The sequence below is a fragment of the Halomonas getboli genome (assembly GCF_023094245.1).
Classification (GTDB): domain Bacteria; phylum Pseudomonadota; class Gammaproteobacteria; order Pseudomonadales; family Halomonadaceae; genus Halomonas; species Halomonas getboli.
This window is the reverse complement of sequence record NZ_JALMEW010000002.1, coordinates 157,244-177,823: the sequence shown is the minus strand read 5'-3', so window position 1 is coordinate 177,823 and position 20,580 is coordinate 157,244. Positions and strand designations below refer to the sequence as shown.

At 66.7% G+C, this 20,580-nt stretch carries 26 protein-coding genes and 1 tRNA gene; 22 read left to right on the top strand and 5 right to left on the bottom strand.

Annotated features, from left to right (window positions below; all coding sequences use genetic code 11):
- Positions 1 to 4 precede the first annotated feature (4 nt).
- From MYL53_RS05750 to MYL53_RS05645, 22 genes are all read left to right on the top strand, one after another.
- Positions 5 to 1,531 (top strand): terminase large subunit, encoded by a 1,527-nt coding sequence (locus MYL53_RS05750; RefSeq protein WP_247852677.1) that lies wholly within the window; start codon positions 5 to 7, stop codon positions 1,529 to 1,531.
- Complete coding sequence (locus tag MYL53_RS05745; RefSeq protein ID WP_247852675.1) at positions 1,528 to 2,838, top strand: phage portal protein; 1,311 nt, start codon at positions 1,528 to 1,530, stop codon at positions 2,836 to 2,838. Before MYL53_RS05750 ends, MYL53_RS05745 begins: the two co-directional genes overlap by 4 nt.
- Positions 2,839 to 2,851: 13 nt before the next feature.
- Positions 2,852 to 3,733 carry a head maturation protease, ClpP-related gene (locus MYL53_RS05740; protein ID WP_247852673.1) on the top strand — a complete coding sequence of 294 codons (882 nt, stop codon included), beginning with the start codon at positions 2,852 to 2,854 and terminating at the stop codon, positions 3,731 to 3,733.
- Positions 3,724 to 4,929 (top strand): phage major capsid protein, encoded by a 1,206-nt coding sequence (locus tag MYL53_RS05735; protein ID WP_247852671.1) that lies wholly within the window; start codon positions 3,724 to 3,726, stop codon positions 4,927 to 4,929. Before MYL53_RS05740 ends, MYL53_RS05735 begins: the two co-directional genes overlap by 10 nt.
- Before the next feature lie 361 nt (positions 4,930 to 5,290).
- Positions 5,291 to 5,761: a hypothetical protein gene (locus MYL53_RS05730; protein ID WP_247852669.1), complete on the top strand. Its 471-nt coding sequence runs from the start codon at positions 5,291 to 5,293 to the stop codon at positions 5,759 to 5,761.
- A complete protein-coding gene (locus MYL53_RS05725) occupies positions 5,676 to 6,284 on the top strand; it encodes an FkbM family methyltransferase (protein ID WP_247852667.1) in 609 nt (202 codons plus the stop codon). Before MYL53_RS05730 ends, MYL53_RS05725 begins: the two co-directional genes overlap by 86 nt.
- Positions 6,272 to 6,886: a glycosyltransferase family protein gene (locus MYL53_RS05720; RefSeq protein WP_247852665.1), complete on the top strand. Its 615-nt coding sequence runs from the start codon at positions 6,272 to 6,274 to the stop codon at positions 6,884 to 6,886. The genes MYL53_RS05725 and MYL53_RS05720 overlap by 13 nt, the downstream gene beginning before the upstream one ends.
- Positions 6,880 to 7,200, top strand: a complete 321-nt coding sequence (locus tag MYL53_RS05715; protein ID WP_247852663.1) for a head-tail connector protein — start codon at positions 6,880 to 6,882, stop codon at positions 7,198 to 7,200. Before MYL53_RS05720 ends, MYL53_RS05715 begins: the two co-directional genes overlap by 7 nt.
- Positions 7,197 to 7,538, top strand: coding sequence for a phage head closure protein (locus MYL53_RS05710; protein ID WP_247852661.1), 342 nt, complete (start codon positions 7,197 to 7,199; stop codon positions 7,536 to 7,538). The genes MYL53_RS05715 and MYL53_RS05710 overlap by 4 nt, the downstream gene beginning before the upstream one ends.
- Positions 7,539 to 7,546: 8 nt before the next feature.
- On the top strand, positions 7,547 to 8,020 hold the full coding sequence (locus MYL53_RS05705) for an HK97-gp10 family putative phage morphogenesis protein (protein ID WP_247852659.1): 474 nt from the start codon (positions 7,547 to 7,549) through the stop codon (positions 8,018 to 8,020).
- Complete coding sequence (gene gp17, locus MYL53_RS05700) at positions 8,020 to 8,388, top strand: tail completion protein gp17 (protein ID WP_247852657.1); 369 nt, start codon at positions 8,020 to 8,022, stop codon at positions 8,386 to 8,388. The genes MYL53_RS05705 and gp17 overlap by 1 nt, the downstream gene beginning before the upstream one ends.
- A gap of 76 nt (positions 8,389 to 8,464) precedes the next feature.
- Positions 8,465 to 8,974, top strand: coding sequence for a phage tail tube protein (locus MYL53_RS05695; protein WP_247852655.1), 510 nt, complete (start codon positions 8,465 to 8,467; stop codon positions 8,972 to 8,974).
- Between the two features lie 11 nt (positions 8,975 to 8,985).
- A complete protein-coding gene (locus tag MYL53_RS05690) occupies positions 8,986 to 9,336 on the top strand; it encodes a phage tail assembly chaperone family protein, TAC (protein WP_247852653.1) in 351 nt (116 codons plus the stop codon).
- A 14-nt stretch (positions 9,337 to 9,350) separates the two neighbouring features.
- Positions 9,351 to 9,647 carry a phage tail assembly protein T gene (locus MYL53_RS05685; RefSeq protein WP_247852651.1) on the top strand — a complete coding sequence of 99 codons (297 nt, stop codon included), beginning with the start codon at positions 9,351 to 9,353 and terminating at the stop codon, positions 9,645 to 9,647.
- A 228-nt stretch (positions 9,648 to 9,875) separates the two neighbouring features.
- Entirely contained in the window at positions 9,876 to 10,253 is a 378-nt protein-coding gene (locus MYL53_RS05680; protein WP_247852650.1) for a hypothetical protein, read from the top strand.
- Between the two features lie 67 nt (positions 10,254 to 10,320).
- On the top strand, positions 10,321 to 12,018 hold the full coding sequence (locus tag MYL53_RS05675) for a hypothetical protein (protein WP_247852648.1): 1,698 nt from the start codon (positions 10,321 to 10,323) through the stop codon (positions 12,016 to 12,018).
- A gap of 2 nt (positions 12,019 to 12,020) precedes the next feature.
- Complete coding sequence (locus MYL53_RS05670) at positions 12,021 to 12,287, top strand: hypothetical protein (protein ID WP_247852647.1); 267 nt, start codon at positions 12,021 to 12,023, stop codon at positions 12,285 to 12,287.
- Between the two features lie 35 nt (positions 12,288 to 12,322).
- Positions 12,323 to 12,844, top strand: a complete 522-nt coding sequence (locus MYL53_RS05665) for a hypothetical protein (RefSeq protein ID WP_247852645.1) — start codon at positions 12,323 to 12,325, stop codon at positions 12,842 to 12,844.
- A gap of 95 nt (positions 12,845 to 12,939) precedes the next feature.
- The gene (locus MYL53_RS05660) at positions 12,940 to 13,404 is read left to right on the top strand and encodes a hypothetical protein (RefSeq protein ID WP_247852644.1); all 465 of its coding nucleotides are present in this window, start codon (positions 12,940 to 12,942) and stop codon (positions 13,402 to 13,404) included.
- A 12-nt stretch (positions 13,405 to 13,416) separates the two neighbouring features.
- Positions 13,417 to 15,366, top strand: a complete 1,950-nt coding sequence (locus MYL53_RS05655) for a hypothetical protein (RefSeq protein WP_247852642.1) — start codon at positions 13,417 to 13,419, stop codon at positions 15,364 to 15,366.
- Positions 15,366 to 16,118 carry an Lcl domain-containing protein gene (locus MYL53_RS05650; protein WP_247852640.1) on the top strand — a complete coding sequence of 251 codons (753 nt, stop codon included), beginning with the start codon at positions 15,366 to 15,368 and terminating at the stop codon, positions 16,116 to 16,118. The genes MYL53_RS05655 and MYL53_RS05650 overlap by 1 nt, the downstream gene beginning before the upstream one ends.
- Positions 16,119 to 16,127: 9 nt before the next feature.
- Positions 16,128 to 17,069, top strand: coding sequence for a hypothetical protein (locus MYL53_RS05645; RefSeq protein ID WP_247852638.1), 942 nt, complete (start codon positions 16,128 to 16,130; stop codon positions 17,067 to 17,069).
- 406 nt (positions 17,070 to 17,475) lie between these two features.
- On the opposite strand, the gene MYL53_RS05640 is transcribed toward MYL53_RS05645, so the two are convergent.
- The 5 genes from MYL53_RS05640 to bioD all read right to left on the bottom strand — a co-directional run bounded on the left by MYL53_RS05640 (position 17,476) and on the right by bioD (position 20,579).
- Positions 17,476 to 17,697: a DUF1654 domain-containing protein gene (locus tag MYL53_RS05640; RefSeq protein ID WP_247852637.1), complete on the bottom strand. Its 222-nt coding sequence runs from the start codon at positions 17,695 to 17,697 to the stop codon at positions 17,476 to 17,478.
- Between the two features lie 220 nt (positions 17,698 to 17,917).
- On the bottom strand, positions 17,918 to 18,316 hold the full coding sequence (locus tag MYL53_RS05635) for a hypothetical protein (RefSeq protein ID WP_247852635.1): 399 nt from the start codon (positions 18,314 to 18,316) through the stop codon (positions 17,918 to 17,920).
- A gap of 15 nt (positions 18,317 to 18,331) precedes the next feature.
- A complete protein-coding gene (locus MYL53_RS05630; protein ID WP_247852633.1) occupies positions 18,332 to 19,573 on the bottom strand; it encodes a tyrosine-type recombinase/integrase in 1,242 nt (413 codons plus the stop codon).
- 174 nt (positions 19,574 to 19,747) lie between these two features.
- Positions 19,748 to 19,832: transfer RNA gene (locus MYL53_RS05625), tRNA-Leu, on the bottom strand.
- 45 nt (positions 19,833 to 19,877) lie between these two features.
- Positions 19,878 to 20,579, bottom strand: a complete 702-nt coding sequence (gene bioD, locus MYL53_RS05620) for a dethiobiotin synthase (protein ID WP_247852631.1) — start codon at positions 20,577 to 20,579, stop codon at positions 19,878 to 19,880.
- Between the last annotated feature and the right edge of the window lies 1 nt (position 20,580).

The following is a 20,580-nucleotide window of genomic DNA, read 5'->3' as shown; positions in this document are numbered from 1 at the left end:
GCCTATGCCTCGGTCCCCGACCCGCGGTGAGCGCGTCATCCAGTTCATCGAGCGCTACTGCCGGGTGCCCGAGGGCAAGCTGGTAGGGCAGCCGATTCAGCTGGCCAAGTTCCAGAAGCGTTTCATCCTCGACGTCTACGACAACCCGCACGGCACCACCGACGGGTATCTCAGCATCGCGAGGAAGAACGGCAAGACCGGCCTCATCGCCGGCATCCTGCTGGCGCACCTGGTCGGCCCCGAGGCGCAGCAGAACAGCCAGATAGTCTCCGGCGCCATGAGCCGCGAGCAGGCCGCCATCGTGTTCAACCTGGCGTGCAAGATGATCCAGCTCGAGCCCCGGCTCGCCGAGATCATCCACATCACGCCCAGCGGCAAGAAGCTGATCGGCCTGCCGATGAACGTTGAGTACAAGGCGCTCGCCGCCGAGGGCAAGACGGCCCACGGCCTGTCGCCGATCCTGGCCATCCTCGACGAGGTCGGCCAGGTGCGCGGCCCGCAGAGCGACTTCATCGACGCCATCACCACCGCCCAGGGCGCTCACGACGCGCCGCTGCTGCTGGCGATCAGCACCCAGGCTGCCAACGACGCCGACCTGTTCTCGGTCTGGCTGGACGACGCGGCGCGCTCCAAGGACAAGCGCATCGTCAGCCACGTTTACGAAGCGCCGAAGGACGCCAAGCTGCACAGCAAGCGTGCATGGAAGGCCGCCAACCCGGCGCTCGATCTGTTCCGCTCGCGGGAGGACATGGAGAAGCAGGCGCGCAAGGCCGCGCGCATGCCCAGCTTCGAGAACACCTTCCGCAACCTGAACCTCAACCAGCGGGTCTCGACGGTCTCCCCGTTCGTCTCGCAGGACGTGTGGAAGGCCTGCGGCAAGAAGCCCAAGCCGCTGAGCGAATGCGTCGCCATCTACGGCGGCCTCGACCTCTCGGCGCGAACCGACCTCACGTCCTGCGTGCTGATCGGCCGAGACGAGCAGGGCATTGCCCACGTTCACCCGTTCTTCTGGACGCCCGAGCAAGGCCTGCACGAACGCGCCCAGAAGGACCGCGTGCCTTACGACGCCTGGGCCCGAGACGGCTGGCTGCGCACCACGCCCGGCGCGACGGTGGACTACTCGTTCGTGGCCAGCGAGATCGCCGAGCTCCTCGGCGACGTCGATGCCGAGCTGATCGCCTTCGACCGCTGGCGAATCGACGTCTTCAAGAAAGACGCCGACGCCCTCGGCATCGAGCTGCCGCTGGCGCCGTTCGGCCAGGGCTTCAAGGACATGAGCCCCGCGCTCGACATCCTCGAGGCCGACCTGCTGAACAGCCGCATCCGCCACGGCAAGCACCCGGTGCTCACCATGTGCGCCGCCAACGCCGTGGTCACCAAGGACGCCGCCGGCAACCGTAAGCTCGACAAGCACAAGGCGACCGGGCGCATCGACGGCATGGTCGCCCTCGCCATGGCTCTGGGGTGTGCGGGGCACGCCGAGGAGGCCGACGACATCAACGACTTCTTATCGGACCCGATCATCGCATGAGCAATCAGACGAAAAAGCCGGGTCGCGTGAAGACGGCGATCCTCAACTGGCTGGGCGTCCCGCTTGACCTGCAAAGCGACGCCTTCTGGCAGGCCTGGGCATCCAGCACCAGTGCCGCCGGCCAGCGGGTCAACGAGAACACCGTGATGTCGCTCTCGGCCGCCTGGGCCTGCACCCGGCTGATCTCCGAGGCCGTGGCCACGTTGCCGCTGCACCTCTACGAGCGCACGCCCGACGGCCGCCGCCGGGCGGTGGACCACCCGCTCTACGGCATCCTCAATCGCAGCCCCAACGCCGAGTCGACCCCGGTCACGTTCTGGGAGTCGAACACCGCGGCCATCCTGCTGCGCGGTAATGGGTTCAGCGAGAAGCAGTACTTCGGCGGCCGGCTGGTCGGCCTGAAGTTCCTGTCGCCGGATCGCCTGAGCGGCAGCAAGCTCTCCAACGGTGACGTCCGCCTGATGTACACCGAAGAGGGCGGTCGGCAGCGCCCGGTGCGCGAGAAGGATCTCTTCCACATCCCCGGCTTCTCGCTCGACGGGAAGTGGGGGCTGTCGACCATCCAGTACGGCGCCGCGGTATTCGGCTCCGCCCTGGCCGCCAGCCAGGCCGCGAACAGCACCTTCGAGAAGGGGCTGGCGCCGACGGTCGCCTTCACCATGCAGCAGGTGCTCAAGAAGGAGCAGCGCGAGGACTTCCGCGAGAACATGAAGACGATCAGCGGCGCGCTCAACGCCGGCGAGTCGCCGCTGCTGGAAGGCGGCATGGACGCCAAGACGATCGGCATCAAGCCCAGCGACGCCCAGCTGCTGGAGTCCCGGTCGTTCAGCGTCGAGGAGGTGTGCCGCTGGTTCCGCGTCGACCCCTCGATGGTCGGCCACGGCAACAAAGACTCCAACTGGGGCACCGGCCTCGAGCAGAAGCTGATCGGCTTCCTCACGTTCACCCTGCGGCCCTGGCTCACGCGCATCGAGCAGGCCATCAACAAGCACCTGCTCAGCCCGCAGGACCAGCGCCGCTTCTACGCCGAGTTCTCCATCGAGGGCCTGCTGCGCGCCGACAGCCAGGCCCGCTCCCAGTTCTACTCGGTCATGGTCAACAACGGGATCATGACTCGCGACGAGGTCCGCCAGCTGGAGAACCTGCCCACCAAGGGCGGCAACGCCGACGTGCTCACCGTGCAGACCGCCATGGCCCCGCTCGACTCCGTCGGCCAGGCCAACGACGGCGACACCGCCCGCGCCGCGCTGGCCGCCTGGCTCAACCCGAGCCAGTCCAGCCAGCAGGGCAACACCGACCAAGACTGACCGGAGCCATCCCATGACGCTCATGACGCTGCCCGCCGCGCCGGCGGCTCGCCCGCGTGCGGGCATTCAGCACGACCTCTCGCCCCGCGCGCTGCAAGCCTGGAATCCCGGCATTCATTCCGCGATCGACGACCAGGCCAGCACCATCACCATCTACGAGCCCATCGGCGAGGACATGTGGGGCGATGGTGTCACGGCCCGGCGAATCGCTGGCGCCCTGCGGTCCATCGGCAGCGGCAACCCGGTCAACGTCAACATCAACTCCCCGGGCGGAGACTTCTTCGAAGGCCTGGCCATCTACAACCTGCTCCGCGAGCACGACGGCCAGGTCAACGTGAACATCATGGGCCTCGCGGCCTCCGCCGCCTCGGTCATCGCCATGGCCGGCGACGAGATCAGCATCGGCCGCGCCGCCTTCCTGATGGTGCACAACGCCTGGGTGCTGGCGATCGGCAACCGCCTCGAGCTGCGCGAGATCGCCGACTGGCTCGAGCCCTTCGACGCCGCTGCCGTCGACATCTACCAAGCCCGCACCGGTATCGCCCAGGACACCATCGTCGCCCAGCTGGACGCCGAGACCTGGATCGGTGGCCGCCAGGCCGTGGACGCCGGATGGGCCGACACCTTCCTCGATGCCGACCAGGTCGAGGAGGGTGCCCAACCCTCGCAACGCGCGGCCGCCAAGGAGCTGGATATGGCCATGGCCAAGGCCGGCATCCCGCGCAGCCGCCGTCGCGAGCTGATGCAAGAGTTCAAGTCCGGCACGCCTAGCGCTGCCGGCGGTGGTACGCCGAGCGCTGCCGCGACCGACACGCACAACGCTGTCGCCCTCGAGATCGACGCAGACCCCCTGCGTATCACTGCCAACTTGAAGGAGTACCAGTCATGCCTGTGAACGTGGAGCAGGAATATCAGCGGGTCCAGCAGGACCTGAAAGAGGTCAGCGACAACCTCAAGCAGTTCGCCGAGGACTCGCAGGCCGCCATCAAGGAAGGCAAGCAGCTGTCCCAGGAGACCAAGGAGCGGGTCGACCAGCTGCTGACCACTCAGGGCGAGCTGAACGCACGTCTCGAGGCGGCCGAGCAGGCCCTGGCCGACAACCGCGGCGGCGCCCCGGCGGCGACCCTGAGCATGGGCGCTCGCGTCGCGCAGTCCGACGAGTTCGCCAACCGCGCCGCGCAGCTGGCGCAGGGCGGCAAGGGCTCGTTCACCGTGGACGTGCAGCAGGCGATCACCGAGGCCGATGCCTCTGCTGGCGCCACCACCGAGCCGACCCGCGTGCCCGGCGTGGTGACCCCGCCCGAGCGCCGGCTGTTCATCCGCGACATCCTCAACTTCGGCCGCACCGCGTCCAACGCTGTCGAGTTCGTGCGTGAGACCGGCTTCAGCAACAACGCCGACGTGGTCTCCGAGAACCCGTCCGGCGGCAAGCCGGAGTCGGACATCACCTTCGAGCTGGACAGCGCGAACGTGGCCACCATCGCGCACTGGATCCAGGCCTCTCGTCAGGTGCTCGCCGATGCCGGCATGCTGCAGAGCTACATCGACGGTCGCCTGCGCTACGGCCTCAAGCTCAAGGAAGAGGCGCAACTGCTCAAGGGCAGCGGCGTGGGCCTGAACATCAATGGCCTCTTCACCCAGGCCAGCCAGTATGCCAACCCGGGCGTCTCGGTCACCGAGGACACCAAGATCGACCGGCTGCGCATCGCCATGCTGCAGGTGCAGCTGGCCGAGTACGCCGCCGACGGCCTGGTGCTCAACCCGATCGACTGGACCGGCATCGAGCTGACCAAGGACACCCAGGGCCGCTACATCTGGGCCAACCCCAACGGCGTGAATGGCCCGACCCTCTGGGGCCTGCCGGTGGTGGCCACCCAGTCGCTCGACCAGGACGAGTTCCTCACCGGCTCGTTCCAGATGGGCGCCCAGGCCTGGGACCGCGAAGACGCCACCGTCACCGTCTCCACCGAGGACCGGGACAACTTCATCAAGAACATGGTCACCATCCTCGCCGAGGAGCGCGTGGCGCTGACCGTGTACCGTCCCGAGGCCTTCGTGAAGGGCGACTTCCAGCTGGGCAGCGGCGCCTGATCCAGCGTGACGTGAACCACGGGGCCCGCCAGTAGCGGGCCCCGTTGCATGAGGGCTGATAGATGCCAACCGTGGAAGCACTCACCGGTTTCGATCACGGCGGCTCACGCCGGCGTGGAAGCACGTTTCCGGTCTCCGACCACACCGCCAAACAGCTGGCCCGGGCCGGGCTGGTGCGGATCGTCGAGGACCACCCCAAGAAGGCCGATGGCGGGAAGTCGTCTGCATCGCCAGCGGCCCAAGCCTCACCGCAGACGACTGCCAAGCGGTCCGCGCGTGGCAGCAAGCGGCGCCCGGCCGAGGCGTCATCGTAACCAACACCACCTACCAGCTCTGCCCCTGGGCGGACATCCTCTACGCCATGGACCGCGCCTGGTGGCGCCGCTACGCCGACGACGCCGAGCAGGTGTTCCGCGGCGAGCGGGTCAGCAGCGCTCGCGGCATTCCCGGCGTGCAGGGGCTCAAGTTCCACCAGGGCGGGAATAGCGGGGCTGGCGCCATGAGCCTGGCCGAGTGGCACGGCGCCCGGCGCATCATCCTGCTGGGCTACGACTGCGGCTATGCCGCGGACGGCAAACGCCACTGGCACGGCGATCACCCCAAGGGCCTCGGCAACGCCGTCTCGATGCCCAAGTGGTACGCCCAGTTCGAAGAGATGGCCGGCCACCTCGGCCACTGCGAGATCATCAACGCCTCGCGCCACACGGCCCTGGAGCTGTGGCCGCGACAATCACTGGAGCAGGCTCTTGCAGATCTACGGTGTGGAGCTGATCGAGCCCGGCGACATGGTGATCCATCACCAGAGCCGCACGGAGACACCGTTCGAGTATGAGTCGGTTATGGCGTGGATGGCTGCCTGCAAGGGTGGGGTGGCGATCGACGTCGGCGCCTACACCGGGCTGTACGCCATCATCGCCGCCCGGCTGGGTGCCAAGGTGCTGGCGCTGGAGCCGAACCCTGCGGCCATCGCCAGGCTGCGCGAGAACGTCGCCGCCAATGGGGTGGCGGTGGAATGTCATCCGGCCGCAGCCTCTGACCGCACCGGCGCCGCCCGCTTCGTCGGCCGCCCAGGGCTGGGCCTGACTAGCGCCGGCCGTATCGTGCCCGGCACCGGTGTGCCCACGCTGCGGCTGGACGATCTGGAGCTGGATGACGTGCGGGCCATCAAGGTCGACACCGAGGGCCACGAGTGCCAGGTGATCGAAGGCGCGGCTGAGACCATCGCCCGTTTCCGCCCACTGATTATCACCGAGGCCCTCAACGCTGCCGCCCGCGACGCTCAGCAGCGCCTGCTGGCGCCGATGGGCTACCAGCCTACCGAGGCCGACGAGTGGAACCTGATATGGAAAGCGTGACTCGCGTCTGCGTCCTTCGCAGCGGCGGCCAGTACACCCCAGCGCACGTCCAGTGGCTCGCCCGGCAGGCGCCGGGGCTGGTGTGCCTGGCCGACGTCGACGTGCCCGGCGTGCCGACGGTGCCACTGGCGCACAACTGGCCTGGCTGGTGGGCGAAGCTCGAGCTGTTCCGGCCGGACATCGCTGGCGACCTGCTGTACCTCGATCTCGACACCGTGGTGCTCGGCGACCTGGCGCCGCTGATCGACGCCACCGGCGGCCGCACCACCATGCTGTCGGATTTCTACTGGCCCGAGCATCCGGCCAGCGGGCTGATGTACATCGCCGAGCGCGACAAGGCCCGCGTGTGGGACGCCTGGCGCCGCGACCCCCACGCGCACATGCGCCGGCGGGGATGGCGCGGCACCCTCGGCGACCAGGGCTTTCTCGGCCGGGTGCTGGGAAAGGGCGTGCAGCGCTGGCAGTACATCGCCCCCGGGCGCGTCGTCAGCTACAAGGCGCACTGCCAGCAAGGCCTGCCTGCTGGCGCCGACGTCGTCTGCTTTCACGGCAACCCGCGGCCCTGGGCCGCCACGGCTGACTGGATACCGCCGCTATGCTGATTCCCCTCGCGACCATCAAGACGCACCTGCGGCTCGACCCGGACCCCGATTCCGAGCTGGACGCCGAGCTCGAGCGCCTGCTCGACGTCGCCGTCGAGTACGCCTCGCAGTACCTCGGCCGGCCGATCCCCTGGGATGACCCCGACACCAGCAGCAGCGAGGCCATCCTCCCGGCCAGCGTGCAGCAGGCCCTGCTGATTCTGGTCGGCGAATACTTCGAGAACCGCGAGCAGCACATCGTCGGGTCGATCATCCAAGAGAACCAGACCGTCGTGAACCTGCTGCACTTCCACCGCGTGGGGCTGGGGATATGAGAAGCGGACGCCTGCGCCACCGCGTGCGCCTCGAGCGCCCGGCCAACGTGCAGAACCCCGACACCGGCGCCATGGAGCCCGGCTGGGCGCTGGTGCGCCGCACCTGGGCTGACATCGAGCCGCTCAGCGCGCGCGATTTCATCGCCGCCCAGGCCGGGCAGAGCGAGGTCAGCGCCCGCATCACCCTGCGCTGGCGCGACGACATCACCGCCGAGAAGCGCCTCGTCGATGAGCGCACCGGCAAGGTCTACAACATCGCGGGCGTGCTGCCCGATCCGAAGAGCGGAGTGCACTACGTCACCCTGCCCGTGAAGGAGGGCGTGAACGATGGCCGCTGAGGTGCACCATGCTTGACGCCTCCTTCAACCTCGAGGGCGTCGACGAGGCGCTGGCGAAGATGAAGCAGGTCGAGGAGCTGCCGCGCAAACGGTCTACGCGCTTCGCGCTGCGCAAGGCCGCGGCGATCGTGCGCGAGAACGTGGCCGCCCGGGCCGCGCGCCTGGACGACCCGAAGACCGCCGAGAGCATCGCCGCCAACGTCGTGGTCCGCTACGACGGTGCGTACATGCGCCAGACGCGCGACATGAAGATGAGCGTCGGCATCCTCGGTGGCTCCACCTCCCGGTTCAAGAACCAGGCGAACCCCGGCGGCGACACCTACTACTGGCGATTCCTCGAGTTCGGTACCGCTAAGATGCCGGCCGTACCGTTCATGCGCCCCGGCATGGAGGAGAGCATCGAGCCCGCCACCGATGAGTTCCTGCAGCAGTTCGACAAGGCGCTGGTGCGCGCCATCCGCCGAGCGAATAGAGGCCGCTGATGACTCCCCCGATCTTCCCGACCTGCGTCGCCTCGGCGCCGGTGACTGCGCTGCTGGGCACCAACCCGACGCGGCTCTATCCGTTCGACGATGCGCCCCAGGGCGTGGCCTCGCCCTACGCCGTGTGGCAGATGATCCCCGGCGGCAGCCCGGCCAACAACCTGGCCGACCGGCCGGACATGGATGCGTTCTCGCTACAGGTCGACGTCTATGCCGCATCGAGCACCGACGTCATCGCCGTGGCCGCCGCGCTGCGCGACGCCATCGAGCCGGTGGCCACCATCACCCGCTGGGGCGCGCAGGACACCGACCCCGACACCAAGCACAAGCACATCGGTTTCGACGTGGACTGGTACGTCCCCCGCTGACGCCCAGCCCGCTCACCGCTCGCCCGCCGCCGCGCGGGCTTTTCTATGCCCGCAACCTGAGCAGAGGTAACCCGCCATGTCCAAACTGGCACAAGGCACCGAGCTGTTTTTCATCGACAAGTCCTCGAGCACCGATGCAATCACGAAGATCGAGTGCGCGACGACTCACAACCCCGGCGGCAACCCCGCCTCGCGCCTCGACGACACCTGTCTCGAATCCAACGACATGGAGTACAAGGCCGGACTGCGTGATCCCGCCGAGGCTTCCATCGGCGTGCGCCCCGATCCCGATATGGACAGCCACTATGCGATGTTCCTGATGTCGCAGATGTCACCCAGCCCCAACACCACGCTGCTGGTCGGCTGGTCCGATGGGCCGAAGGATGCCGATGGGAAGCCGGCCACATCGGGTCACCCGACGCTGGACAGCAACGGCGAGGTCGACCTGCCGACGAACCGCACCTGGCTGCAATACGACGGCTATTTCGCTGACTTCTCGTTCGACTTCCAGACCAACGCCCTAGTCAGCGGCACCGTGCCGTTCCAGCGCTCCGGAAAACTGAAGTGGCAGCGCAAGTCCGCGTAAGGAGCTGACGCATGAACCTGAGCATCGACCGCCTCCAGCAGATGGGGGCGTTCACCGGCGCGCCGGTGGAGAAAGAGATCACCTGGGAGTGCCAGGGCGAGGAATACACGGCGACGGTCTACGTCCGTCGGCTCAGCTACATGACTGCCGTGTACGACGCCCAGGCGTTCGGCGGCCAGGTCGATGGCATCGCCGGCCGCATCGCCGCCAGCATCTGCGACGACAAGGGCAAGCCTGTCTTCACACCCCAGGACGTGACCGGCGAGGCCGACCCCGATCGCGGCCCGCTCGACCACAACCTGACCATGGCCCTGCTCGGCGTGATCGGTGAGGTCAACAACCCGGGAAAGGCGAAGAGCTGAGCCTTGGCGATGAGGTGTGGCACGAGCTGGTGCTTGCCGGCGTGGGTGGCCGCACCATCGCGGAGGCTCAGCAGAACCTAAGCATCGTCGAGTTCTATTCCTGGCTGGCGTACCGGCGGAAGCGGGGCGGGCTGAACCTTGGGATGCGCTTTGAACAAGGCGCCGCCACGATCTGCTCGCTTCTGGCGCAGGCCAACTGGAAGAAGACGGACGGCACCGACTGGACGGCCGCGGACTTCATGCCTCACCTCACCGACGACGAGGCCGACCCGCCGATCGATCACGAAGAGGCCATGAGGCGCTGGACCTGACCCAGGGCTGACCCTGCACTAATCTGAGTGAGCAACTCAGCGCAGGGAGGCCGCGATGGCGGATTATTGCAAGCAGTGCGCCGAGCAGTATCTCGGGCACGACAGTCGTGACCTTGCCGGCCTGTGCCGGCGGGGCGAAACCGTTTGGGAATTGTGCGAGGGCTGCGGCGAGGTCGTCGAAGTCGATCATGAAGGCCGCCGCGTCAGCCGTGACGGGAGGGCCGCGTCATGAAGATCATCGGTGGATCGTTCGGGCCCAGCGGCAAGGCTCAGCTGCGCAACGGCAAGCTGGAGGTCATGGGCCTGAAGAACGCGAAGTACGGCCCCGACGAGGTGGAATCGGTCAACGTCCGGCAGGAGGTGAATCGCCGCTTCGGTGTCATCGGTGCCATCTTCGGCGGGCTGATTCTGGCATTCCTGTTCGGCCTGTTTATGGGCCCATTCGGCTGGCTGGTAGGTTTCGGCCTCGCCATCGCCGGCTCGTTCTATTCCGACAAGCGTTTCATCGCCGACCTGGAGATGACCGACGGCGCGTCCCTCACGCTCCAACCAGACCGCAAAGCCGCCCGGCAGCTGGTCTATCTGAAGGACAACGGTAGCAGCTAGACCCTACCCACCTCGTTTCACTCAAGGCCGCCCCACGGGGCGGCCTTTTCTATGCGCGGAGATTGCCATGGCCACTCGTTCACTCGGGCAGCTGACGCTCGACCTGGTGGCCCGCACCGGCGGCTTCGTTCAGGGCATGGACAAGGCGCAGCGCCGCTCGGCGAAGTGGCGCCGGCAGGTGAGTCGCGACCTCGAGAAAGTGCGTAACGCGTTCAAGCTGGCTGGTGTGGCGGCGGCTACGGCCTTCGGCGCCATGGCCGTGCAGACCATCAACAACGCCCGCGAGCTGGAGCGGTACGCCCAGATGGGCGATACCACCACGCAGACGTTCCAGCGGATGTCCTACGGGGCCAACCGATTCGGCGTCGATCAGGAGAAGCTGGCCGACATCCTCAAGGATGTGAACGACCGCATCGGCGATTACGTTCAGACCGGCGGCGGCCCGATGGCCGACTTCTTCGAGAACATCGCGCCGAAGGTCGGCGTGACAGCCGATCAGTTCGCGCGGCTCTCCGGGCCCGAGGCGCTCCAGCTCTACGTCTCCAGCCTCGAAGCGGCCGGGGTGTCGCAGAAGGACATGACCTTTTACATGGAGGCCATCGCCTCCGACACCACGGCGCTGATCCCGCTGCTGGCCAACGGCGGGGCGGAGATGCAGCGCCTGGGCAATGAGGCCGAGCGCACCGGCAACGTGTTCTCGGAGATGGAATTCGACCGCCTGCGCGCGGCGAAGACCGGCATCGATGAGCTGACCGGCGCCGCGATCGGCATGAAGAACGAGATGGTGCTCGGCGCCTTGCCGGCGGTGAACAGCCTGGTGGATCAGCTGAGCGATCCCCAGACCCTCGAGAATGCCAAGGCGCTGGGCGAGGCTATCGCCACGGCGATGGGCTGGGCCGTCACGGCCATCGACAAGGTGGTCGAGGGGATGAGCTGGGTGGGCGAGGAGATTGCCGCCTGGGTCAACGGCCCCGGTCTGCACGACATCGAGCGCATGACCGAAGCCGTGGAAGACCAGCAGGCCAAGATCGACCGGCTGACCCATGGGCCGATGCAGGCGCCGCAATCGGTTATCGACCGGGAGATCGAGAAGCTCAAGGATCTCGAGGCGCGGCTGCAGCGCGGCATCGATCTGCAGAACCAGCTGACCGGCATGGGCCGCGGTGGTGGCGCCGGCGGCGATGCTGGCGCTGGGGATGGCTCGGGCGGCGCCAGCGACGCCACGCCGTCGACCCTGATGCTCACCAACGAGCAGGCGGGTCGCCCGTATAGCACCGCCGGCGAAACGGACGCCAGCCGGGCCGTGGCCGACTTTACCGACAAGGCGGAGGAGGGCACCACCGGCCTTCGCGACTTCAACACCGAGCTGTCGCGTTCGTCCCAGCGCCTCGCCTCGGCCTATGGCGGCGCCGCTGACTGGGGACGTGGCGCCATGGGCGCGATGGAGGGCGAGCAGGATAACGGCGGCCGGAGCGTTCGCCAGCGCATCGAGGCCGGCAAGGACACATCGCCCTACTGGCTCGAGCCGAACCCGACCGCCCACGGCACCTACACCCGGCCCGCCTCGGGCATGGAGGCCATCGGCTCCGCTCAGCGGATCGGCGGCGGAGGAGGCGGTACCGGCACCGGCACAGGTTCCGCCGACCGAGTGCCCATCCAGCTGTCAGTCGTTGGCGCGAACGGCGAGACCACCACCGGCGAGGCCGAGGTCGAGAGCGCTCTGGTCGATGTGCTCGAGGCGGCCGCCGCCGGCACCCGGAGATAACCATGCGCATCCACACCGAGAAGCATCGCCAGCGCCTGGCGGTGTGCGAGACGTGCCCGCACGCCATCCTCACCGTGCGCGGGGCGTGCACCAGCTGCGGCAAGCACCAGACCGTCACCGGCCACGACGACGCCAGCCTGGCCTGCAAGCACTGCGGCGGCGAGGTGCACCCCAAGGGCCGGCTCGATTTCCAGGTTCCGCGCTGCGGCGCCTGCGGGTGTGCGCTGGCCATGCGCGTGTTTGCCAGCTGCCCCAAGAAGAAGTGGTGATCTATCCTGACGTGGGCAACCACAGGGAGGTCATCATGCACCGAATCATCATCGCCATCGCGCTGCTGGCGCTGCCACTGGCGGCCGACGCCCAGGTAAAGCGCTGCGCCGACGGCTCCTACAGCGACCGCTGCGGGGGAGGGGGTGGCACCGTCATCGACCGCGGCAACGTCTCCAGCTACACCGCGCCCCGGCAACCGCCGACGCTGCAGTTCAACCAGGGCGGCAGCCAGGGCTCGCGCCGCTACCGCCAGGCCGGTCAGGCCGCGCGCAACGGGCAGGACGTGCAAACGCCCCGGTCGATCCGCCAGCGCGCCCAGTCCGCCGGCCTCTCGCGCAATGAGCTGGTGCGCGCCCGCAACCGCGGCACCCTGCTGCGCGGCATGAGCCGGCAGGACGTCGAGCACATCCTCGGCCGCCCGGACGATGTGAACACCTACGTCGGCAGCGGCGGCCGCTGCGACGATCTCTGGTACCGCGACAGCCGCCGCGGCTGGCACACCCGCGTGACCATGTGCAACGGCCAGCTCGAGAGCTACGGCGCCGATACCCGATAGCGCTCCACCGCACACCAAGCGCCCCGCTCGATGGCGGGGCGCTTTCGTTCCCCACCGCCCGGCCCTGCGCCGGGCGCTTTCGTCTGGAGGCCTCCATGGCTGGATGGAAATGGTATACCGACGCTGCCTGCACCCAGGAATTCGGCGGCACGCTCAACTTCGTGCACGAGTCGGACCTCTCCGATAACCCGCAGGACCGCGTGCTCTACTACGCCAACGTTGACGACGACCCGGGCGATAACGGTGTGCAGATCCAGCAGGCCGCCTCGAACCCCGGCACCGATGCCATTCTGGTCTCGGTCGTCGATGACGCCCCCAGCAGCGGCCACGCCGCCGACGAGGTGACGCTGGCGCTGACCGCCGGCGAGCTGGACACCAACACCGCCGCCGCCAGCCTGACGATCAGCGAGACGGATTCCACCAACGGCGAACATCTGCTCTCCGGTATCAGCGGGGCGGTCGCCGTGCACGTGCGCGTCGAGAACGCTGTCACTGCCGTGGTCGATTCCACCGAGCTCTCGCTGCAGGTCGTGGCCACCGTCGACTCCGCTGTCTCGTAAGGAGCCCTGCGCATGGCCCTCGCCCAGCCCACTAACCTGACGGTGCAGTCGCTGGCGCCGGTGGCCACCCTCGAGCAGGGCGTGCAGCGCACCAACCCCGCGGCCACCGTGGCCACGCTGCAGCAGTACACCGGCGGCCTGCGCCCGGCGCGTACCGTCGCCACGCTCTCGCAGCAGGTGGTGCGCAGCCAGTCGGCGCGCACCGTCGCCACCCTGCGGCAGCGCACCGGCTACGTGCTCACCCCGGCCCACACCGTGGCCGTGCTCTCGCAGCGGGTAGTGCTCTACAACGCCCAGCCCGCGCGCACCGTGGCCATGCTGGCCCAGGCCGTGCGCCGGGTGCAGCCGGCGCGCACCGTGGCCCGCCTGCGACAGGTCATTCTGCGCGAGCCGAACGACCCGGTCGTCAACGTACGCGTCTCGCTCAACGGGCAGGACGTCTCCGCCCGCGTGCGCCGCGACATCCGCGTCAACGGCGCCGAGGGCGATGCGAAGACTGCCACCCTGCGCCTATCGCGCTTCCCCCAGGGCCCGATCGACGTGCCCGGCTACCAGGGCCAGAGCGTCACCATCGGCAAGATCCTCGACGGCCAACTGGTCCCGCTGTTCACCGGCCACGTGGTGCGCCCGGTGTGGAACCACCAGACCAAGGAATTGACGCTGCACTGCTCCGACCTGCGCCACGAGCGCATCGCCGACGAGGACCAGGCCCGCCTGCGCCAGATGACCGGCGGCCTGTATTCCGAGATCGCCCAGCAAGAGGGCGCCACCGGCGCCGACTGGGTGGCCGAGCTGATGAAAACCGTGCCCGGCTCCCTCGACTACACCGCCGCCGGCGTGCTGCGTTACTCGCCCTGGGCGGTCGGCACGCCCGAGCATGTGCTGGGCAACTGCGACATCCACCGGACGGGCGTGTCGTTCGAGTACGCCACCCGCGACGTCATCACCAACCGGCTGCGCGCGACGCTCGAGTACCGCTACTTCCAGCGCAACACGCTGACGCACAGTGTGCAGGTATCAATGGACCGGGAATCCGGCACCGGGCTGCCCAAGAGCGGGCATATCGTGCCGACCAAGGAGGCCATTCGCAGCGCGCTGACGGGCATCGGCAACTGGAACGTCATCGACTACAGCGTGGGGAGTATTCCCGACAACGGCTGGTATCGCGATCGCTCATCGGCATTCGTCGAACGCATCGCCTTTTCGGCCACCGAAGTGTTCCGGCAGACGCGTGCCATGGGTGGCTCGGCCACGCTCGAGCGATACATCAGCCAGCCCAAGCGCGAGGTGTACGAGATCACCATCGAGGCGCCGGAGAGTATCGACCAGTTCGGCGCCATCGAGGGCAGCGCATCGCGCGTCTCCGCCGAGACCCGCATCGACGGCAGCATCTTCGAAGAGCGCGGCTGCACCATCGTCGCCGATCCCGACGACCGCCGCGACGAGGTCGAACTCGCCATGCGCTCGCTGCAGCGTCAGGCCGAGAAACGCATCCTCGCCGCCCACCGTCAGAACCACGCCGAGTTCCGCAGCCGCGGCGACGTGCTGCCGGTGGAGATCGGCACCCCGATCAGTGCCATCTCGGCCAGCGTCGAGGCACTCGGCACCGTCACCGAGTTCCAGCACGTGATCGGCCCCAAGGGCGACGACTACACCTCGATCAAGCTCGCCGTCTCCCTGGTCAGCTCAGGCGTCAGCGTCAGCGAGGACTGGGCACTGCCCGCGCCGCCCAGCAAATACAAGCTCAACGCCGACAGTCAGGCCCTGCCCGAAACGCCAGACTGCCCGGCGCCGACCGGAGAGGCCGAGATCACCGGCCCCAGCCGCATCGAGCCCGATGGCTCGGTGATCATCGTCACCCCCGCCGTCGACCGTGGCCAGGTCGACGAGATCATCGGCACCCGCACCCACACCTACAACGTCGCCATCCCCCGCGACACCCTCGCCGTGGAGGTCACCTGATGCCCCAGCTCATTCGATGGATCAACCAGAGCAGCGGCCACCTGGGCCACCGCGTGTTCCGCTCGACCTCTCCGATGGACCCGGAGAACCTCCCCGCGCCTATCGCCACGGTCGGCCCCGTCGGTCTCGGCGAATGGGCGGAGTATGTCGAGAGCGAGTATCTGGCCGACGGCACTTACTACTATCGCGTGCAGCCGTTCGATGAGACGGGGGTGGGGGTGGTGAGTGATGAGGATAGCATCAACCTCTCCAATGCCCCGGACTACGCCGGCGCCTCTATTGGTGATGCCATCGGTGGTGGAATTTTCGCCGGCATCGACACCATTGGCGGCGTGGATTACTACATCATTGCTGGCGATGCCGAATCGGAGGCGTATGGTCTGCAATGGAAAACGTCACAAACCACGACCCCGGGCACAGATAGCTATGACGACGGCCTGGCGAATACGCAGGCAATGGTGACGGCAGGGATCGCAGATCATCCTGCCGGTGAGCACTGCGTGAACTACGCCGGTGGTGGTTTCAATGACTGGCACTTGCCTTCCAGATCGCAGTTGCAGCTGATGATCGCCAACCTGAGCGCGCATACTGAGTTTTCGAATAACACAGCATCAGGCGATAGATCCTGGTCAAGCACTGAGTTTAATGCGACGCAGGCATACAGACTAACATTTAGCGATGGGTCTGAAGGCATTTACCTTAAGGATTTCACTAGCTATCGCACTCGCCCAATTCGTCGTGTCGCCGCGTAAGGAACCCGCATGAGTACCAACAATCAGCGAATAGTCTTTGCGATACAACGATTGGCAAGAAATGACCCTGATAGTGCCAGCGCTATCGATGCAGCTACGAATCGCGGCGGCTACGATAGCGAGGGATCGCGAGCGGAATCGTCTAGCGACTCTCGGATATGCTGCGACGGCTCCACATCGGGCAACGCCAACCCGGGCATGTCGTCACGTAATCCCGATGACGAGGGCGCCGGGCAGGACGCTAGTGGCGGACTAGACCCGAATAGTCCGGCGAATCTCGATATGGGTGCGGGCTCGCTGACCGGACTCACCAACTGCGTGACCGACGATCCTGTCTGTTTCGAGGGCGACGACTGGCTGCCGCCAGAGGGCTGGGAGAGCCCAACTCAGCCAGGCCCTGCCCCCAGTTATGAGGCAGGTTGTTACTGGAGGCTGGGTGGAAATCTGAATCGTTACTCGTCATGGAGAGAGGCCTACGAAGAACGACTCCCACCCGGCTGGTATTATGTCAGAGAGCCTATCGTTGAGGATGATCCCGGTAGTTGCGCTGGTTATTATGTATCGCCTGGCAATATTGCTGATGGCCAGGGCAGTGTTATCGGCACATCTAATATATATAGCTACGAATGTGGCGAAATTCAGGACGATTACTGCACGGTTGTGCCGCTGGCTGACACATGGCCAGAGGACGGCTGCGTCAACCTCGGCATCAAGGGCGGCAAGATCGTTGGCTCGAAATACGACCCGGAAAACGACGGTTCCTACTCCGCGCCTCGCGACTCCATCTCGCTGTGCGACGACTACGGCAACTCCTTCGACCTCGCGCCGAGCGCATCGGGCGGATGGAAGACGATCAGCTCGCAGAATCCGGGGGACGGCTATCTCTACGACAGCCAGGGCAACCAGATCGCCCGCATCAGCGAGAGCGAGTACAGCGACCCCAACGTCTGACATCTGCCATCGGCAATCGCCTACGGCGTTACGCTACCCTCCGCGCTATGGTGAGGGCAGGGTCATGACGGGCCCGGGCCATGGACGGCCCATCTACCCTCATTTCCTCCACGGCACCCGCCGCCGCACTTGCCCCAGCCTGGCCCCAGGCTGCCTGCAATACCGCCACACCCCCTCGGTGATCCCGTGCCGCCTGGCCAGCAAATAGACCGGAGAGCCCGGTTCCCACCATCCCGCCGCCCGATCCTCCCGGCCCAGCGCCACCCGCCCGCTGATCAGCCAACCCTGCCAGATCACGTGATACTCGATCACCCGATGGATCGATGCCTCCCCACGGGTCAGGCTGACCCATCCCCGCCTCTCGAGCCGCTTGCGCCACTGCAGCGCTTCCCGCCCTGGATCCACCTCACACCTCCGCCGGCACCCAGCTGACCAGCCAACCCTCCGGCGTTCTTGTGATGTCGACGTTCTCGTTCTCGTCGATCTGGCCAATGATCTGATCCCATGCGTCTAGGTCGTCATCTTCCTGTGGCATCAGATGCACCTGGCGGCACTGCCGCCGGTTCGCGCCCTGGATGGCGATCTGGATTCGTTGGGCCAGCTCGTCGTAGCTGGATGTCTTGGCCATGGTCGCGCCTCTCGATAACTGTACGGATGAACAGTATCGGCAGGAGGGCGGGCGAGGGCAAGCGGTGGCGTGGCGCGGAATCCGTGAGACAACCCGCGATTTGTGAGACCCGCCCCCTTGCAGCATACTGATTCGTAACACGAAACCAGAGCACGGGAACTCTATGTGTGAGTTGCTGGCGCTGAGTTTTCGCCCGTGAAGGGGCGTTGCCGGTGCATAGCTACCAGATCTTCCACCACGGGCGTGAAATCAGGCCAACGATCTTCTCCAGAATACTGATTGCTTCATCGTTCTTTTCTTCCGCCGGAGGCACCCACTTGCCGCCCGGTCCGTAGACGGCGACTTCATTGCATAGCCTTTGGTAATCGCTTTCTAGCTGTCTCAGCCGTCTCCGTTCCCGGTTATTCAGTTCATGCCGCACATTATCAAGAACCCCACCTCGCAATGCTTGCCAGTATCTTTCAGATTCTAGGCAGTTGATTATCTGCTGCTTGGCTGGCGCGGCTGAGTCCTTGAATCGTCTTAATGTGTCGCGATGTATAGCGAGCCAGTGGCCAAGCACGACGCCAACCAGCAAGCTGATGAGAGAGAGACCCAGCTTTATCCATATATCTGTCATCGTTTAGCTCCCTGCCTATAAGTCATCCTCGACCCGTTTCTTGAACGCGATCTTCTCCTCGTCAGTGATGCCGCGGCATAGAGCGTCTAGGTAGTCGCTGTACCACTGCATCATCCGGCGCCGGTGCTTGAGGTAGGCCGCCTGGTTGTAGACGCCAGCCACCCCGGGCTCTTTGTGGGCCAGCTGCGCCTCGACGTGATCCTTGGGCCAGCCGTGCTCGCGCAGCAGGGTGCTGGCCGTATGGCGTGATCCATGCCCGGTGAGCTTGCCCTTGTAGCCCACTCGGCCAATGGCCTGGTTCAGCGTGCTATCACCGAGTACCGGGTGCTTCGGCCCCTGCCCGGGGAACACGAGCCGCTGGCGCCCGGTCTGCTGAAAGACGTCGCGCAGCGAGGCGACCGTCTGCTTCGGCAGGGCGACCACGTGGTCGCGGCGGGTCTTCATCTTCTCCGCCGGTATCGTCCATGTCTCGGCATCCAGATCGATCTCGCTCCACTCTGCATGTCGCACCATGCCAGGACGAGACGCTGTCCGCAGAACCATCCAGACGGCGGCGACGGTGGCCGGTCGGCTGCGGGAACGGCTGAGCGCCTGAAGGAAGCCGGGCAGCTCTGCCTCGAGGAGGTGAGGGTAGTGGGTGGTCTTCGGGGGAGTGGCGGCCACGTGGCGCAGCTCGCTCGCCGGGTTCATCTCGCACTTTCCCTCGGCAATCGCCAGGGAGAATATCTGGCTGACCCAGCTTCGGATCTTCTCTGCGACGTTATGCGCGCGCCGTGCCTCGAAGGTGCGCTGCAGTTCGGTGCAATCCTGACGGGTGATCTCGTCGAGCGGCTTGCGGCCCAGGGCGGGCAGGATGTCGTTGTCGAGGTAGAGGCGCATCTGGCGAGTGGTGCCATATGCACGGCCTGAATCGAGCTTTCGCTGATACCAGTCCTCGGCGATTTCCTTGAACAGATGGCGAGGCTTGGCCTCCCGATCGACGTGGGCCAGGTCGATGCCATCGGCGGCCAGCCGCCGGAGGTCTTCGGCTTCCCGTCGCGCGGCCTTGCCGCTCTTCCCCGGGAACCCGCCCAGGCCTTTCCACGACCATCGCCCATTCGGTCGCCGATACCTCAGCTCCCACGACTTGGCGCCGTTGCGCTTCACGCGAAAGTAGAGGCCTTGCCCATCGAGCTCGCGATAGTCTTTCGCCTCAGCCTCGAGCGAGACCAGCACTGTGTCGGCCAATGGCCGGCGTTTTATCTCCGAACGCTTCATCCCCGAACCCCTTGTCCGATGCTTGTATGCCTCGAACTACGGCATACACACAGGCATACACCACATGGCGTTATGTGGCCCATATACACGGTGATGTCAGGTTATAGCGAGAAGCGGAAAACCGCGAGGGGAAAGGGCTTGGAGGTGCGTCAGGTGACGCTGGGGTAATTAGAATGGTGCGGATGGGGAGACTTGAACTCCCACGCCCGAAGGCACCAGAACCTAAATCTGGCGTGTCTACCAATTCCACCACATCCGCACGGGTCAGGCAGGCGTCCATATTCTACGGACGCCTTGCGCCAAGTCAATCGTCGTCGGGCAGCGCCAGGTGGTCGGCGGCTGCGGCGGCGCGGGCGTCCGGGGTCTCGGCGGCAAGACGCGGCACGATGCCGAGGCAGGGCGCGTCCAGGGTGCGCTCGAGGGTCGAGAGGTTGTCGCGATAGCAGGCCTCGTCGGCGCTGAACTCGGGGTCGATCAGGTTGCCCACCCAGCCGGCCACGCGCAGGCCGTCGGCGCGGATCGCCTCGACTGTGAGCCGGGCGTGGTTCAAGCAGCCAAGCTTGAGCCCCACGACCAGGATCACCGGCAGCTCGAGGCGCAGCGCCAGCCCGGCGAGGTCCTCGTCGTCGTTGAGCGGCACCCGCCAGCCGCCGGCGCCCTCGATCAGCGTCAGCCCGCGCGCCTCGGCCAGCGGGCCGGCGGCGTGGTCGGCCAGGGCGTCGACGGTCGGTCGCTCGCCGACCTGCTTGGCGGCCAGGTGCGGGGCGATGGGTGGCGCGTAGGTGTAGGGGTTGATGACGGCGTAGGGCGTGGCCGGCTCGCTCTGGGCCTGCAGGGTCAAGGCGTCGATGTTGCGCAGGCCCTTGGCGGTGGCGTCGCAGCCGGAGGCCACGGGCTTGAGGCCCAGGGTGGTCAGGCCGCGGCGGCGGGCCTGGGCCAGCAGGCCGCTGGCAACGAGGGTCTTGCCGGCGTCGGTGTCGGTTCCGGTGACGAAGTAGGCGGTCATC